14 protein-coding genes are annotated in these 15,195 nt (G+C 54.4%); 8 read left to right on the forward strand and 6 right to left on the reverse strand.

All coding sequences use genetic code 11. The features are described from left to right. Positions 1-20 precede the first annotated feature (20 nt). The gene (locus GM298_RS14455) at positions 21-314 is read right to left on the reverse strand and encodes a DUF1161 domain-containing protein (RefSeq protein WP_095440751.1); all 294 of its coding nucleotides are present in this window, start codon (positions 312-314) and stop codon (positions 21-23) included. 104 nt (positions 315-418) lie between these two features. Here GM298_RS14455 and GM298_RS14460 point away from each other — a divergent pair, with 104 nt between their 5' ends. Then, on the forward strand, positions 419-1,129 hold the full coding sequence (locus GM298_RS14460; protein ID WP_266154338.1) for a YnfC family lipoprotein: 711 nt from the start codon (positions 419-421) through the stop codon (positions 1,127-1,129). A gap of 17 nt (positions 1,130-1,146) precedes the next feature. Here GM298_RS14460 and speG read toward each other — a convergent pair whose 3' ends face one another. Beyond that, positions 1,147-1,707 (reverse strand): spermidine N1-acetyltransferase, encoded by a 561-nt coding sequence (gene speG / locus GM298_RS14465; RefSeq protein ID WP_023311549.1) that lies wholly within the window; start codon positions 1,705-1,707, stop codon positions 1,147-1,149. Continuing rightward, on the reverse strand, positions 1,707-2,045 hold the full coding sequence (locus GM298_RS14470) for a DUF1283 family protein (RefSeq protein WP_008502414.1): 339 nt from the start codon (positions 2,043-2,045) through the stop codon (positions 1,707-1,709). The genes speG and GM298_RS14470 overlap by 1 nt, the downstream gene beginning before the upstream one ends. A 152-nt stretch (positions 2,046-2,197) precedes the next feature. Here GM298_RS14470 and GM298_RS14475 point away from each other — a divergent pair, with 152 nt between their 5' ends. The 5 genes from GM298_RS14475 to GM298_RS14495 all read left to right on the forward strand — a co-directional run bounded on the left by GM298_RS14475 (position 2,198) and on the right by GM298_RS14495 (position 8,008). Next, positions 2,198-2,524, forward strand: coding sequence for a YnfA family protein (locus GM298_RS14475; RefSeq protein WP_025757996.1), 327 nt, complete (start codon positions 2,198-2,200; stop codon positions 2,522-2,524). A 111-nt stretch (positions 2,525-2,635) separates the two neighbouring features. Further along, a complete protein-coding gene (gene manD / locus GM298_RS14480) occupies positions 2,636-3,850 on the forward strand; it encodes a D-mannonate dehydratase ManD (protein WP_047958474.1) in 1,215 nt (404 codons plus the stop codon). A 14-nt stretch (positions 3,851-3,864) separates the two neighbouring features. Beyond that, on the forward strand, positions 3,865-4,884 hold the full coding sequence (locus tag GM298_RS14485; protein WP_025757994.1) for a Zn-dependent oxidoreductase: 1,020 nt from the start codon (positions 3,865-3,867) through the stop codon (positions 4,882-4,884). A gap of 73 nt (positions 4,885-4,957) precedes the next feature. Then, positions 4,958-6,325 carry an MFS transporter gene (locus GM298_RS14490; protein ID WP_047958476.1) on the forward strand — a complete coding sequence of 456 codons (1,368 nt, stop codon included), beginning with the start codon at positions 4,958-4,960 and terminating at the stop codon, positions 6,323-6,325. A gap of 219 nt (positions 6,326-6,544) precedes the next feature. Continuing rightward, a complete protein-coding gene (locus GM298_RS14495; RefSeq protein WP_128339591.1) occupies positions 6,545-8,008 on the forward strand; it encodes a mannitol dehydrogenase family protein in 1,464 nt (487 codons plus the stop codon). A gap of 43 nt (positions 8,009-8,051) precedes the next feature. On the opposite strand, the gene ydfZ is transcribed toward GM298_RS14495, so the two are convergent. The 3 genes from ydfZ to ydfG form a co-directional block, all read right to left on the reverse strand. Further along, complete coding sequence (gene ydfZ, locus GM298_RS14500; protein ID WP_025757991.1) at positions 8,052-8,255, reverse strand: putative selenium delivery protein YdfZ; 204 nt, start codon at positions 8,253-8,255, stop codon at positions 8,052-8,054. Between the two features lie 238 nt (positions 8,256-8,493). Further along, on the reverse strand, positions 8,494-9,180 hold the full coding sequence (locus GM298_RS14505) for a GntR family transcriptional regulator (RefSeq protein WP_025757990.1): 687 nt from the start codon (positions 9,178-9,180) through the stop codon (positions 8,494-8,496). Between the two features lie 91 nt (positions 9,181-9,271). Beyond that, the gene (gene ydfG / locus GM298_RS14510) at positions 9,272-10,018 is read right to left on the reverse strand and encodes a bifunctional NADP-dependent 3-hydroxy acid dehydrogenase/3-hydroxypropionate dehydrogenase YdfG (protein ID WP_025757989.1); all 747 of its coding nucleotides are present in this window, start codon (positions 10,016-10,018) and stop codon (positions 9,272-9,274) included. A 129-nt stretch (positions 10,019-10,147) separates the two neighbouring features. Between ydfG and dcp the strand changes: the two genes are divergently transcribed. Together dcp and GM298_RS14520 are read left to right on the forward strand one after the other, a co-directional pair. Further along, positions 10,148-12,181 (forward strand): peptidyl-dipeptidase Dcp, encoded by a 2,034-nt coding sequence (gene dcp / locus GM298_RS14515; RefSeq protein ID WP_262783871.1) that lies wholly within the window; start codon positions 10,148-10,150, stop codon positions 12,179-12,181. Positions 12,182-12,512: 331 nt separating this feature from the next. Next, complete coding sequence (locus GM298_RS14520) at positions 12,513-15,119, forward strand: EAL domain-containing protein (protein ID WP_416347237.1); 2,607 nt, start codon at positions 12,513-12,515, stop codon at positions 15,117-15,119. Positions 15,120-15,195 lie beyond the last annotated feature (76 nt).

Here is a 15,195-nt window from a genome sequence, read left to right on the forward strand (position 1 = left end):
CAACGGGAATTGCAGGCAAATTACTGCGGTTCAGTCGGCGCGGAGTCCTGACTGCCTGCCGCCGATCCGCTACCTGTGCGGGTATAAAGGATTTTAAAGGTATCGTTAGCGCAATGACCCACCACCTGTGCATCCGGCTGGTCGGCCTGATCGTTCGGTACAATGTTCAGCGTAAAACCGGACTCCGGCACGCCGTTGTTGATAATTTTTTGCTGAATGTCGCTTTTCACACGCTCGCAGGAATCCGGTGCCGCCAGTGCGGCCGTTGAGGCACTCATTAACAGCAGGGCGGTAATCCAGGGTAACCGTTTCATTTGTAGCTCCTTTTCTCTGTGTAGAGATTAATTTTAGCAGGCTTCGTGTAAACAACTGTATTTGCTAATATGATTGGGAATAATCTCCCTGTACGGAAATGAATGTGAAGAAATACGCAGCGATAACGCTACTGGCAGCAGCACTGGTGGGATGCGATAACAACTCCGCGCCGCTGTCGTTTACGCCGGAGATGGCGAGTTTTTCCAACGAGTTTGATTTCGATCCCCTGCGCGGCCCGGTTAAAGACTTTACCCAGACTCTGTTCAACGAAAAGGGCGAAGTGTCCAAACGGGTCACCGGCACCGTATCGGCAGAAGGGTGTTTTGATACGCTGGAGCTGCACGACCTGGAGGCCAATACCGGCGTGGCGCTGATACTGGATGCCAATTACTACCTTGATGCGGAAACCCAGCAGCGAAAAGTGAAGCTGCAGGGGAAATGCCAGCTGGCCGAACTGCCGTCAGCCGGAGTGACGTGGGATACCGACGACAACGGGTTTGTGGTGGCGGCCCACGGCAAAGAGATGGAAGTGAAGTATCGCTATGATGCCGATGGCTACCCGCTGGGCAAAACCACCATTTCCGGGGATCAGCATCTGTCCGTCCAGTCGACACCGTCTAAGGATCTGCGCAAAAGAATGGACTACTCGGCAGTCAGCATGCTGAACGACAAACCGCTGGGTAATGTGAAGCAGAGCTGCGACTACGACCGACACAACAACCCGGTAAGCTGCGACCTGATCATCACGGACGATAGCGTCAAGCCCGCCGTTGAGCGCAAATACACCATCAAAAATACGATTGAATACTACTGAGAATAAAACCGCGCAGGTTACTGCGCGGTCGGTTTCAGCAGGCTGGCGCCTGACGGTTTGTGCCCGGCCAGGTGCTGATGCTGGAAAATGCACATGCGGATGGTGTTACGGTATTCACCGTTGATAAAGAACTCGTGAATCAGCTCGCCTTCCACCATAAAGCCCAGCTTGCGGTAGATATGGATCGCTTTCTCGTTCTCTTTGTCCACAATCAGGTAAAGCTTGTAGAGATTCAAAACGTTGAATCCGTAATCCATTGCCAGCTTCGCCGCACGTGAGGCAAGGCCTTTACCCTGATGCTCAGGGGAAATAATGATCTGGAACTCCGCCCGGCGGTGAACGTGGTTGATCTCAACCAGCTCAACAAGACCGGCTTTTTCGCCTTCGCACTCCACCACAAAACGACGCTCACTCTGATCGTGAATGTGCTTGTCGTAAAGATCGGACAGCTCGACAAACGCCTCGTAGGGCTCTTCAAACCAGTAGCGCATCACGCTGGCATTGTTGTCGAGCTGGTGGACAAAGCGCAGATCTTCACGCTCCAGCGGACGAAGTTTTACGTCACAGGGCGCCGACATTATGGGGCTACCGTACGGCCAGTGCGGCGATCCAGGCAGCGCAGGGTGTTAGGCTCCCAGTAGGCGTTGACGTTTGCGCTTTGCTGACACTTATCGCGCGCGTCAAAGGCGACATCTTCTTTGTCCCACTCTTTTTCGGCACGTTTGTTGACCTTCTGGCGAAGGCTGCGGGTGTCATTCCATTGTTCTTTGTCCATGGCGGCGTTCTGGCGGCTTTGCGCGCTGTCACCAGACTCAATGATGAGTTTGCTGGTTTCCGCTGTCGCAGAGGCGGCAAAGGCGAACGATGACAGCGCCAGCAGGGCTGTCAGACAAAGGCGTTTGCTTAATGTGGTCATAGCGTTTCCTTTTAAATGGGTGCAGATAATCAAGTTACCCCGTACAGATTCTACACTAAAGCGAAATGACGGCATACCCGCGGGGTAAGTATGGAAAAGTAAAGGGCATCATCAGGTATCATGTCTAAATGGATCCTCACCTGAAGTGAAACATGCTCAAAACAACGCTGCTTTTTTTTGCCACCGCGCTGTGCGAAATCATCGGCTGCTTCCTGCCCTGGCTCTGGCTGAAGAAGGGGGGAAGCGCACTGTTGCTGATCCCGGCCGGGGTCGCGCTGGCCCTGTTTGTCTGGTTATTAACGTTGCATCCGGCGGCCAGCGGTCGCGTCTATGCGGCTTACGGCGGTGTTTATGTCTGCACCGCGCTGCTGTGGTTACGGGTGGTAGATGGCGTCAAACTCAGCGCATACGACTGGGCCGGGGCGCTGATCGCCCTTTGCGGCATGCTGATTATTGTCGCAGGATGGGGGCGCGCCTGAGCGCCCCAGTTTTGTGATCCTACGCGGATATTTTGATCATCATACTTGTATGGTAGTAGCTCAGTTGCGTAAATTTCCCACATCACAACACGCGATGTAAGGAAAAGAATTATGAAGATTGTCGGGGCTGAAGTATTTGTGACCTGTCCGGGACGTAACTTTGTCACCCTTAAAATCACCACTGATGAGGGGATCGTCGGTCTGGGCGATGCCACGCTGAACGGACGCGAGCTCTCCGTGGCCTCTTATCTGAAAGATCACCTGTGCCCTCAGCTGATTGGCCGCGATGCACACCGCATTGAAGATATCTGGCAGTTTTTCTATAAAGGCGCCTACTGGCGTCGCGGCCCGGTCACCATGTCGGCTATCTCCGCGGTGGATATGGCGCTGTGGGACATCAAAGCCAAAGCCGCCAACATGCCCCTGTACCAGCTGCTGGGCGGCGCGTCCCGGGAAGGGGTCATGGTCTACTGCCACACCACCGGGCACACCATTGACGACGTGCTGGAAGATTACGCCCGGCATAAAGAGATGGGCTTCAGGGCGATCCGCGTGCAATGCGGCGTGCCGGGCATGAAAACCACCTACGGCATGGCCAAAGGGAAAGGGCTGGCCTACGAGCCTGCGACCAAAGGCGACTGGCCAGAAGAGCAGCTCTGGTCCACCGAGAAATACCTCGATTTCACGCCGAAGTTGTTCGATGCGGTGCGCAGCCAGTTCGGCTTTAATGAACATCTTCTGCACGATATGCACCACCGCCTGACGCCGATTGAAGCGGCCCGTTTTGGCAAGAGCATTGAAGAATTCCGCATGTTCTGGATGGAAGACCCTACGCCTGCGGAAAACCAGGCCTGCTTCCGCCTTATCCGCCAGCACACCGTCACGCCAATTGCGGTGGGTGAGGTGTTTAACAGCATCTGGGACTGCAAGCAGCTTATTGAAGAGCAGCTTATCGACTATATCCGTACCACCCTTACCCATGCGGGCGGGATCACCGGGATGCGTCGCATCGCGGACTTCGCCTCGCTCTACCAGGTCCGTACCGGTTCACATGGCCCATCGGATCTGTCGCCTGTGTGTCATGCCGCCGCGCTGCATTTCGACCTGTGGGTGCCGAACTTTGGCGTACAGGAGTACATGGGCTACTCCGAACAGATGCTGGAAGTCTTCCCGCACAGCTGGCGTTTTGATAACGGCTATATGCATCCGGGCGACAAGCCGGGGCTGGGCATCGAATTTGATGAAAAACTGGCCGCGAAATACCCCTACGATCCCGCCTATCTGCCGGTGGCCCGTCTCGAAGACGGGACGCTGTGGAACTGGTAATGGAGGAGCTAACGATGAAAAGCGTAGTGATTCAACAGCCGAACGAACTGGTGCTTGAAGAGCGTCCTCTCCCGGAACCGGGCGCAGGTGAGGTCCGCGTTAACATCCGGCTAGCCGGCATCTGCGGTTCAGACAGCCACATCTACCGCGGGCACAACCCGTTTGCGAAGTATCCGCGCGTGATCGGCCATGAGTTTTTCGGCGTGATCGACGCCGTGGGCGAGGGTGTCGACAGCGCCCGCCTGGGCCAGCGCGTCTCCGTCGACCCGGTGATCAGCTGCGGGCACTGCTATCCGTGCTCCGTCGGGAAACCGAACGTCTGCACCTCGCTGGTGGTACTGGGCGTACACCGTGACGGCGGTTTTAGTGAATATGCGACCGTGCCCGCTAAAAATGCCTGGCCAATTCCGGATGCAATCCCGGATAACCATGCCGTCATGGTTGAGCCCTTCACTATTGCCGCCAACGTGACGGGGCAGGCCAGCCCCACTGAACAGGACGTTGCGCTGATCTATGGCGCAGGCCCGATGGGGCTGGTCACCGTACAGGCGCTGAAGGGCGTTTATAAGGTGAAGCAGGTTATCGTGGTTGACCGTATAGATGAACGCCTTGCAATGGCGCAGCGCAGTGGCGCGGACTGGGTCTTCAATAACGGCGAGCAGTCGTTGCAGGTCGCGCTGGACGAAAAAGGCATCAGGCCGACATTAATCATTGATGCTGCCTGTCACCCGTCGATTCTGCAGGAAGCGATAACCCTGGCCTCTCCGGCGGCGCGCATTGTGCTGATGGGCTTCTCCAGCGAGCCGAGCCAGATTGTGCAGCAGGGCATTACCGGCAAAGAGCTGGCGATCTTCTCCTCGCGCCTGAATGCCAACAAATTCCCGGTCGTCATCGACTGGCTGGAAAAAGGGCTGATCGACCCGGAAAAACTGATCACCCATACCTTTGACTATCACCACGTTACAGACGCCATTGAACTGTTTGAAAAAGACCAGCGGCAGTGTTGCAAAGTCTTGCTCACGTTCGGGCAATAATCATTTACGCGGTTAAGCGCCTGCGCAGACAGGCGCTAAGTGGTACGCATCTTACCTTTCAGAGATAGCCATTATGACGCAAGTACAACCTCAAAGAACCACCTCCGATCTGGTGAAAGCCGCCGTTTCCGGCTGGCTGGGTACCGCGCTCGAATTTATGGACTTCCAGCTTTACTCGCTGGGGGCCGCCCTGGTTTTCCATGAGATCTTCTTCCCGGAACAATCCGCCGCGATGGCGCTGATCCTGGCGATGGGCACCTACGGCGCAGGCTATATTGCGCGCATCGTCGGAGCCTTTATCTTCGGACGAATGGGCGACAGCATTGGCCGTAAGAAAGTACTGTTTATCACCATTACCATGATGGGGATCTGTACCACGCTGATTGGCGTCCTGCCGACCTATGCCCAGATAGGAATTTTCGCCCCCGTTCTGCTGGTGACGCTGCGCATTATTCAGGGACTGGGTGCCGGGGCGGAAATCTCCGGAGCGGGGACGATGCTTGCGGAGTACGCGCCGAAAGGTAAACGCGGCATTATCTCCTCGCTGGTGGCGATGGGCACCAACTGCGGGACGCTGAGCGCAACGGCTATCTGGGCCATTATGTTCTTCGCCCTTGACCGCGAACAGCTGCTCGCCTGGGGCTGGCGCGTGCCGTTCCTTGCAAGCGTTGTGGTGATGATCTTTGCCATCTGGCTCCGTATGAACCTGAAAGAGAGCCCGGTGTTTGAGAAAGTTAACGAAGAAGAAACCGCGATGCCGGACACCTCGCTGGGCTCGATGGTGAAAAGCAAATCCTTCTGGCTGGCGACCGGCCTGCGCTTTGGTCAGGCGGGGAATTCAGGCCTGATTCAGACGTTCCTGGCGGGTTATCTGGTTCAGACACTGCTGTTCGATAAAGCCATCCCGACCGATGCGCTGATGATCAGCTCCATTCTTGGGTTTATCTCCATTCCGCTGCTGGGCTGGCTTTCCGATAAAGTGGGCCGTCGGCTGCCGTACATAATCCTCAATATCTCCGCCATTCTTCTCGCGTATCCGATGCTGTCGATCATCGTCGACAAAAGCTACGCGCCGGGGACGATCATGCTCTCGATCATCGTTATCCACAATTTCGCCGTACTGGGGCTGTTTGCGCTGGAAAATATCACCATGGCGGAGATGTTTGGCTCGCGAAATCGCTTTACCCGCATGGCTATCTCAAAAGAGGCGGGTGGTCTGGTGGCAGTAGGTTTTGGTCCGGTACTGGCAGGGATCTTTTGTAACATGACCGGCTCCTGGTGGCCGATTGTTGCCATGCTGGTGGCCTATTCCGCGATCGGGCTGGTCTCGGCAATCCTGATGCCAGAAGTGCGCGACCGTGATTTGAGCGCGGCGCAAGACGCGGCGGAGACGGTGCCAGAAGAGACAGTGGGTTACGGAGCGCTCTCCTCGCGCCGTTAGTGGTTTATATCTTTCGTGAGATATCACACAACTTTCTCTTTATGTCACACCACGTGCGCAAAAGTTAATATAAATCAAAACCTCAAACGGCAGTATCAGTATGGTTGGTGGCAGTTATGGTTTACCCCAGCTGCCATTCTAGTTGGTGTAGTCAGCAGGCGCTGCCGTTTAACAACATGCGGCAGCGCTCCACAGCGTTCTAATTAACGAGTCTTAATCATGGAAAACAAGTTATTGCAGGCCCACGCGACGCTGCCCCAGTACGATCGCGACAGCCTCAAAGCACGCATCGTTCATTTAGGGTTTGGCGCTTTTCACCGGGCGCATCAGGCGGTGTATGCCGACATACTCGCGGCAGAACAGGGCAGCGACTGGGGCTACTGCGAGGTTAACCTGATTGGCGGCGAGCAGCAGATCGCCGATCTTAACGCGCAGGATAACCTCTATACGGTGGCGGAAATGTCCGCTGATGCATGGACCTCCCGCGTGGTTGGCGTAGTCAAAAAGGCGCTGCATGCGCAGGTTGACGGGCTGGAGAGCGTGCTGGCAGCAATGTGCGAACCGCAGGTGGCGATTGTCTCACTGACCATCACCGAGAAAGGGTACTGCCATTCCCCGGCGACCGGACAACTGATGCTCGATCACCCGTTTATCGTCGCCGACCTGCAAAACCCGCACCAGCCAAAATCCGCGCCGGGTGTGGTGGTGGAAGCGCTGGCGCGCCGCAAAGCGGCGGGTCTGCCGGCATTTAGTGTGATGTCGTGCGACAACATGCCGGAGAACGGCCATGTGATGCGCAGCGTCACCTGCGCTTACGCCCGGGCGGTTGACGCTGAGCTGGCGGACTGGATCGAAACCCACGTCACCTTCCCGTCAACGATGGTGGATCGCATCGTGCCCGCGGTCACGCCCGATACGCTGGATAAAATCGAGCAGCTGACCGGCGTTCGCGATCCTGCAGCGGTGGCCTGTGAACCGTTCCGCCAGTGGGTAATAGAAGATAACTTTGTCGCCGGTCGTCCTGAGTGGGAAAAAGCCGGTGCCGAGCTGGTTGCTGACGTCATTCCGTTTGAAGAGATGAAGCTGCGCATGCTCAACGGCAGCCACTCGTTCCTGGCGTATCTGGGGTATCTGGCCGGGTATCAACATATCAACGAGTGTATGGAAGACGAGAACTACCGCGCTGCCGCGCACGCGCTGATGATCGGCGAACAGGCACCAACCCTGAAGGTGAAAGGCGTCGATTTAGGTCGCTATGCCGATCTGCTGATCGCCCGCTACAGCAACCCGGCCCTGCGACACCGCACGTGGCAAATCGCGATGGACGGTAGCCAGAAGCTCCCGCAGCGGATGCTTGATTCCGTTCGCTGGCATCTGGCGCACCGGAAACCTTTCCCGCTGCTGGCGCTGGGTGTCGCAGGCTGGATGCGCTATGTCGGCGGCGTGGATGAGCAGGGCAAGGCCATTGAGGTGAGCGATCCGCAGCTGGCGGTCATTCAGGCGGCGGTGAAGGGCAGTGAAGAAGGGGAAAGCCGGGTGCATGCGCTGCTCGGCATTGAGGCTATCTTCGGTAAAGCGTTACCGCAGGATGCTGACTTTGTGGATGCGGTGATGAAGGCATATCAGACGTTACTGCAGAAGGGCGCCAAAGCGACCGTGGCGCAGTTCGTGTCGCAACGGTAGTTCAGCACATGCCGCCGCTCGCGGCGGCATGCAGGGACACAGGTTAGTGCATCCCCAGACGAATCAGCTCAATCGGTTCGAACTTACCTTCGCATCCTTCCACTTCCACGGTTTTGCTACGACGCACCTGCTCGGCATTGAGGCCGTCACTGTGGATCGCTTTAATCACGCCGAACTGGTTTGTGCCGCTAATCATGACGCGGCTGCCAGTAGTGATTGCATTGCGGTTACGGTCGTATGTCATCATGGTATTTTCTCCTCTCTAACCTGGTCGTTACGGCGTTATTTCTGGTACGCCGTTCACGGGGCATATAAATACGCCTGTCCGCAGGTCAGTTTTTTGTTTTTGATCAAACTCACACTTTTTTCTTTATTTCGCAGGAGCAGCGATCGCAGAGAGGGGAATATAGCGCGAACGTCATTGGATGGAATAAAACCGGGCAGGAGAACGCATGACTCGCCGCACCCGTAAGGGGCGGCGAATGTTACTCTTCGCTAAACCACTCGCTATTTTCCTGACGAATAAGCTGCACCGATTCGCTAATTTCCTGCAGATGCAGCGTCATCGCTTTTTCCACAGCGTCCGGGTCGCGTTTTTCGAGCGCGCTGAAAATATCGTGATGCTGTCGGAGCAACATTTCCGGTGGCGAGACGTGATCGAGACTCATATACCGCACGCGATCGATGGTGGCTTTGATGTTTTCGATGGTGTCCCAGGCGAGCTGGCAATCCGCAATCTGCGCCAGTTTCTGGTGGAATTCATCATCGAGCTGGAAGAAGTCATTCAGCTGTTTACGGTCAATCGCAATACGCTGCTGATGCAGATTCTGCTCCAGCAGGTAACACTGGTTGTCGTTGATAAGCGTTGCAGCACGACGCGCCACCGCGCATTCAATGGCCTGACGAACGAAACACCCGTTGCGAACCTGAGAAAGTGAAATCTTATTCACGTAACTGCCGCGCTGGGGACGGATCTGAATCAGACCGTTTTCCGCAAGCTTAATAAACGCTTCCCGCACCGGCTGCCGGGAGACGTCAAACCGCACGGAGACCTCTTTTTCAGAAAGCGGCGTCCCCGGTGGGATCAGGCAATGAACAATATCGCGTCGCAAAATGCGATAGATTTGCTGGTTGACGGGCTGGGTGGGATTAAGTTGCGATTCAGCGGCCATGAGTTGTCATTTCTCAGAGAGTTAGCCTGAACATACTACCATTCTTTTATAACCCGAAACAGACCCGGCCCGCAGGCCGGGAAGGGCACGGTTAGCCGCGATGGACGTTCAGTCCGGCAAAACTCTGGCTGACGGGCATCATTTCGACAGTATTGATATTGACGTGTTTTGGCAGCGTCGCCACCCACCAGACCGTTTCGGTGACATCTTCCGGCGTCAGCGCGTTAGCATTTTCGTAGGTCTTATCTGCCTTCGCATCATCGCCTTTGAAACGGACATTGGAAAATTCGGTGCCGCCCACCAGACCCGGCTCGATATCGGTCACACGAATGGCGGTGCCGTGCAGATCGGTGCGCAGGTTAAGGCTGAACTGGCGTACAAACGCTTTCGTCGCGCCATAAACGTTGCCGCCCGCGTAAGGCCAGCTCCCGGCCGTTGAGCCGATGTTGATAATATGGCCGCGGTTACGCTCAACCATCCCCGGCAACACCGCGCGGGTCATGTACACCAGCCCTTTGTTGTTGGTGTCGATCATGTTTTCCCAGTCTTCTACGCTGGCTTTGTGGGCGGGCTCCATGCCCAGCGCCAGACCAGCATTGTTGACCAGCACGTCGATGGCGCGCCATTCAGCGGGCAGGTTGGCAATCATCTCTTCAATGGCAGCGCGGTTACGCACATCGAGCTGCGCGGTCAGGATGCTGTCGCCTAATTCGTCTTTCAGCTCCTGCAAACGTTCCTGGCGGCGCCCGGTCGCAATAACCTTGTGCCCGTTGGCGACGAAGCGACGCGTGATGCTTTCACCAAAACCTGCCGTTGCCCCGGTAACTAAAATAATCATCTCACTGTTCCTCAACGCTTTTTGTGTTGTACTAACATAGCATGGTCGCAGAGGGAGCGTTAAGGCAACATTTGTATGACAGCGTTGCAGGGGCTACTCTGGGAAGAAACCCGTACTCAGGAGTGAAAGATGGCGGCCACCAATCCTTTTTTTGACATCAGTCTGTTGCCTTACCAGGCGCCCCGTTTTGATGAAATCAACGACAGCCACTATCGCCCGGCTTTCGATGAAGCGCTTCGCCAGAAGCGGGCGGACATTGAGGCCATTGTCGCTGAGCGCGCTGCGCCAGATTTCAATAACACCGTGCTGGCGCTGGAGAAAAGCGGCGTCATGCTCACGCGCGTCAGCAGCGTTTTCTTCGCCATGACCTCCGCGCACACCAACGCGTACCTGCAGGAACTGGAAGAACAGTTCTCCACTGAACTTGCCGCACTGGCGAACGATATCTGGCTGAATGATACGCTCTTCGACCGCGTCGAGAGCGTCTGGCAGGACCGTGCTGCGCTGGACGCCGAATCCCGGCGGCTGGTCGAGGAGACGTATCAGCGGTTTATACTGGCCGGGGCGCGTCTGAATGAGACAGAAAAAGCTGAGCTGAAGGCGCTGAATACCGAGGCAGCCTCTCTGACCAGCCAGTTTAATCAACGTCTGCTGGCTGCCGATAAGACCGGTGGGCTGGTGGTGGATTATGCGCACCAGTTTGACGGGCTCAGCGCAACGGAGATCGCGGACGCGGCACAGGCAGCCGCAGAGAGAGGGCTTAACGATCGCTGGCTGATCCCGCTTCTGAACACTACCCAGCAGCCCGCGCTGGCAGCGCTGCGCAATCGTCAGACGCGTGAAAATCTCTTCAGGGCTGGCTGGACACGTACCCAGAAAGGGGATGAAAACGACACCCGCGAGCTGATCCTTCGTCTCACGGCGCTGCGTGCCCGTCAGGCTCGCCTGCTGGGCTTTGAGAATTACGCCAGCTGGAGTACCGCGGATCAGATGGCGAAAACCCCTGACGCCGCGCTGGCCTTTATGCGCGGTATTGTGCCTGCCGCCCGCGCCCGTGCGGAGCGCGAGCAGGCCGATATTCAGAAAGTGATTGATGACGAGCAGGCTGGTTTTACGGTGCAGGCGTGGGACTGGGCCTTTTATGCGGAGCGCGTGCGCCAGGCAAAATATGCCCTCGATGAGTCGCAAATCAGGCCTTATTTTGCGCTCAATACCGTGCTGCAGGATGGCGTGTTCTGGGCAGCCAGCCAGCTGTTTGGCATCCGCTTCGTCGAGCGCTTCGATATCCCTGTTTATCACCCGGACGTTCGCGTATGGGAAATTTTCGACCACACCGGTGAGGGCATGGCGCTGTTTTACGGCGACTTCTTCGCGCGCGATTCCAAGCAGGGCGGCGCCTGGATGGGCAATTTCGTCGAACAATCGTTCGAGTTTGCGGCCCGTCCGGTTATCTATAATGTCTGTAACTACCAAAAACCGGCGAACGGCGGTGTCGCGCTCCTCTCCTGGGATGATGTGGTAACGCTCTTCCACGAGTTTGGCCATACACTGCACGGCCTGTTTGCCAGCCAGCGTTTCGCCACGCTCTCTGGCACCAATACTCCGCGTGATTTTGTTGAATTCCCGTCGCAAATCAATGAGCACTGGGCCAGCCATCCGCAGGTCTTTACGCACTATGCACGCCACTACGAAACCGGCGAACCAATGCCGGACGCGCTGCGGGAAAGCATGCTCAACGCGACGCATTTCAACAAGGGCTATGATATGACGGAACTGCTGAGCGCCGCGCTGCTGGACATGAACTGGCACGGCATCAGTGAGGCCGTTTCGGACGTGGAAGCATTTGAAACGGCAGCGTTGCAAAAAGAGGGGCTGGATCTGCCCGCTGTACCGCCGCGCTATCGCAGCAGCTATTTTGCCCATATTTTCGGTGGCGGCTACGCGGCGGGGTATTACGCCTACCTGTGGACGCAAATGCTCGCGGATGATGGCTACCAGTGGTTTGTCGAACAGGGCGGCTTAACGCGTGAGAACGGGCAAAAATTCCGCGAGGCGATTTTGTCTCGCGGAAACAGCACGGATTTAGCGGAACTGTATCGTAACTGGCGCGGACACGATCCGCAGATCGAACCGATGCTGGAAAATCGCGGGTTGAGTGCATAGAACCCGGGTTGCCTGAAAACAGAGCCGGGCTTTACGCCCGGTTTTTTTATACCGGGTCTGAAGTCTGGAATGGCAGCAACAAAGTAATATCCTCTTTCCCGCCTACAAACGTTTTATTTAAATTAAATTTATGCGAGATAAAGTTATTCTGCACGGCATGTTTTATAAATAGTGTAGAGTTTTCAAAATAGTTAATGATTAATCATTTGATCTGGATTAGGGAAAACAAATATTCTTTAATGTCATGTTTTAACGCTAAAATTTTCTTGTTTTATGCCGATAACCGAAGATGGCATAAAAAATGACGTAAGAGCAGTTAAGAAGGCGAATGATGACCCTACCTCTGAACACTCCTGGCTTTACGGATACCGAACATTCTAAAAGGCTGATAAATAAAACCTTTACCTATGTCGTCACGTTATTGATAAGTATTTTCATTGCGGCAATCGTTTCCTTGCTAATAATAAAAAACAATGTTAACCAAATCAGCGACCAACACGATGAATTTTTATTAAAAAAAGCGTTAGAGACTCGCCAGGAAAGCATGCGAAGTCATCTTAAAGACAATGCCGAGTGGGGCGATGTTTATAAATATCTTCATCAGAAAATTGACCTTCACTGGGCATGGGATAAGCAGAATCTGGGTAAGTCCCTGTACGACAATTTTGGTTATGAAGGGGTGTTTGTTATCTCAGCGGAAGGGACCACGCGTTACAGCGTGCTTGACGGGAAACTGAAACGTGAAGAACTGGAAAGCTGGTTAGATAAACCCACGAAAGCGCGTTTACTCCATGAGCTTAGCCTGAAAAATGGATTACCGATCTCCATGCTCACGCTTATCCATTCCGTCCCCGCCATTGTTTCAGCCGAATGGATAACAACGGGCGATGATCCGAGTGTACAACCCTCACCGGGTAAGCCGTCAGTCATGGTCTTTATTGATAAATTAACGGCTAAAAAACTGCTGACGATTGGGCAGGATGCCGGAATAAATAATGTACGCGCTTCCCTTAATAAAGAGAATGCTCAGGCAAATAACCAGACGGCATTTACTCTGCGCACCCAAAATGGTGATGTGGACATTATCTGGGACAGTGAAAACCCCGGTCAGGCGTTGATCATCTATTTTCTGCCGTTAATGATCCTGTCAGTACTTTTGACAATTTCGATGATGGTCATCCTCATGCGCCATATTATGCACAAGGCGAGAATGCATGACGAAAATACGTTTCTGCTTGAACAGGCAAGACTGAATCTTATCACGAGCGAAAAACGCTTCCGGGACGTCAGTGAAACCACCAGCGACTGGTTCTGGGAAACCGATTTATCGTTAAAAATAACATGGCTGTCCGGCCGTTTTTCCACCGTCACAGGATACGATCAGAGTCAATGGATCGGTCGCCGGTTGGATGAACTCTTTCCTTCGACCAGAGGCAGTTTTAATAAGCCTGTAACGGGCCCTGCGTTAACAGGGCGCTTCGAATTTAAGAACTGCCCTTATACGAACTATCAACATGCCACCGCGTATTGCACGCTGCTGGCTAAATTTTCGACTCAGCCGGATGGCACTGTTGTATTGCGCGGCGCGGCAACCGACGTTTCTCTGGAAGTAGAGGCCACAAAACGCGTGGAGTTCCTGTCACGGCATGATGAATTAACAGGCCTCCCGAACCGGTACCATATTAAGGAGTTTCTGGCGGGCCAGTTAGCGAAAGAAGGCGTTAATAATTACCCCTTCGCCATGATTTGCCTGGATTTAGACAAGTTTAAACCCGTCAATGATATTTTTGGCCACTCCACGGGGGATGCCCTGCTTGGCGAGGTCGCCTCGCGTCTTAAACATTGTGTTCGTGGCGGGGATTTTGTCGCCCGACAGGGGGGCGATGAATTTATGCTGCTCCTCGGCAACATCAGTCAAAAAGAGCAGATCGAAGAGGTGTGTCAACGTATCGTGGAAGAACTCAACCGTCCTTTCACCATTGATGGCAACGATGTGGCAATAGGCGTCAGTATGGGGATCGCAATGGCGCCACAGGACAGCAGCAGCGCAAACGATCTTTTACGCTTTGCGGATATTGCCCTTTATCAGGCGAAACAATCGGGTAGAAACCGGTGGGTTTATTATCGCCCGGATATGTCGGAAAAGCTGACTGAACGCAGAAAACTGGAATTAGAGCTCAGAACTGCGATTCGCGAGGACCAGCTCTCTCTGGTATATCAGCCGCGTTATAACCTCCGATATTCTAAAATTGAGGCCGTGGAAGCCCTGGTTCGTTGGCAGCACCCGGAGCGCGGAAACATGATGCCCGATCAGTTTATCCCGCTGGCTGAAGAAACCGGGCTTATTATTAGTCTCAGCAACTGGGTTATTCGCAAAGCGTGTCTGGATGCGCAAGCGTTCTTGCCAGGATTATCGGTATCGGTCAATATTTCTGCGATTGAATTCCAGGCAAGCGATCTCGCCGAAAGGATTAAAGATATTCTTCATGACACCGGGCTCGAAGCCCAGCGGCTGGAAATCGAAGTGACGGAGAATGTCACGCTTTCCGATCCAGAAAAAACCCTGCAGACCATGAAGGCCCTCAAAAAAATGGGCGTTCGCATTTTAATTGATGATTTCGGTACCGGCTATGCCTCGCTGAGCTATCTACGGAAGTTTCAGTTTGATGGGCTCAAGCTCGATAAAAGCTTTATTTTTACGTTAGGCGATTCACCGCAGAACCAGGCTGTCGTTGAGAAAATAATCGATCTGGGCAAGGCCTATTCGATGGAGATCACCGCAGAAGGGGTGGAAACTCTCGAACAGCTCACTTTCCTCATGAAAAATAAGTGCGATGAAGTGCAGGGGTACTTACTCGGGAAACCGTCTGCCATTGCGGACTTAAATTTAAACGCAGCGGTATTAAGTGCGTATAGCCTGGGCCATACAATGAATTGATAGTATTGAACAACCCGCGTGACGCTGATTGTCAAAAATACCCGCTATACTACATTTTCATTTTTTCAGGCGATAA

This window comes from Enterobacter sp. HSTU-ASh6 (assembly GCF_026319105.1).
GTDB classification, from domain to species: domain Bacteria; phylum Pseudomonadota; class Gammaproteobacteria; order Enterobacterales; family Enterobacteriaceae; genus Enterobacter; species Enterobacter sichuanensis.

Bases quoted from the DNA above. Each gene is read 5' to 3' on its own strand.
- GM298_RS14455 (WP_095440751.1), bottom strand. From the start codon at position 314: ATGAAACGGTTACCCTGGATTACCGCCCTGCTGTTAATGAGTGCCTCA.
- speG (WP_023311549.1), bottom strand. From the start codon at position 1,707: ATGTCGGCGCCCTGTGACGTAAAACTTCGTCCGCTGGAGCGTGAAGAT.
- GM298_RS14470 (WP_008502414.1), bottom strand. From the start codon at position 2,045: ATGACCACATTAAGCAAACGCCTTTGTCTGACAGCCCTGCTGGCGCTG.
- GM298_RS14475 (WP_025757996.1), top strand. From the start codon at position 2,198: ATGCTCAAAACAACGCTGCTTTTTTTTGCCACCGCGCTGTGCGAAATC.
- manD (WP_047958474.1), top strand. From the start codon at position 2,636: ATGAAGATTGTCGGGGCTGAAGTATTTGTGACCTGTCCGGGACGTAAC.
- GM298_RS14485 (WP_025757994.1), top strand. From the start codon at position 3,865: ATGAAAAGCGTAGTGATTCAACAGCCGAACGAACTGGTGCTTGAAGAG.
- GM298_RS14490 (WP_047958476.1), top strand. From the start codon at position 4,958: ATGACGCAAGTACAACCTCAAAGAACCACCTCCGATCTGGTGAAAGCC.
- GM298_RS14495 (WP_128339591.1), top strand. From the start codon at position 6,545: ATGGAAAACAAGTTATTGCAGGCCCACGCGACGCTGCCCCAGTACGAT.
- ydfZ (WP_025757991.1), bottom strand. From the start codon at position 8,255: ATGATGACATACGACCGTAACCGCAATGCAATCACTACTGGCAGCCGC.
- GM298_RS14505 (WP_025757990.1), bottom strand. From the start codon at position 9,180: ATGGCCGCTGAATCGCAACTTAATCCCACCCAGCCCGTCAACCAGCAA.
- ydfG (WP_025757989.1), bottom strand. From the start codon at position 10,018: ATGATTATTTTAGTTACCGGGGCAACGGCAGGTTTTGGTGAAAGCATC.
- dcp (WP_262783871.1), top strand. From the start codon at position 10,148: ATGGCGGCCACCAATCCTTTTTTTGACATCAGTCTGTTGCCTTACCAG.
- GM298_RS14520 (WP_416347237.1), top strand. From the start codon at position 12,513: ATGACCCTACCTCTGAACACTCCTGGCTTTACGGATACCGAACATTCT.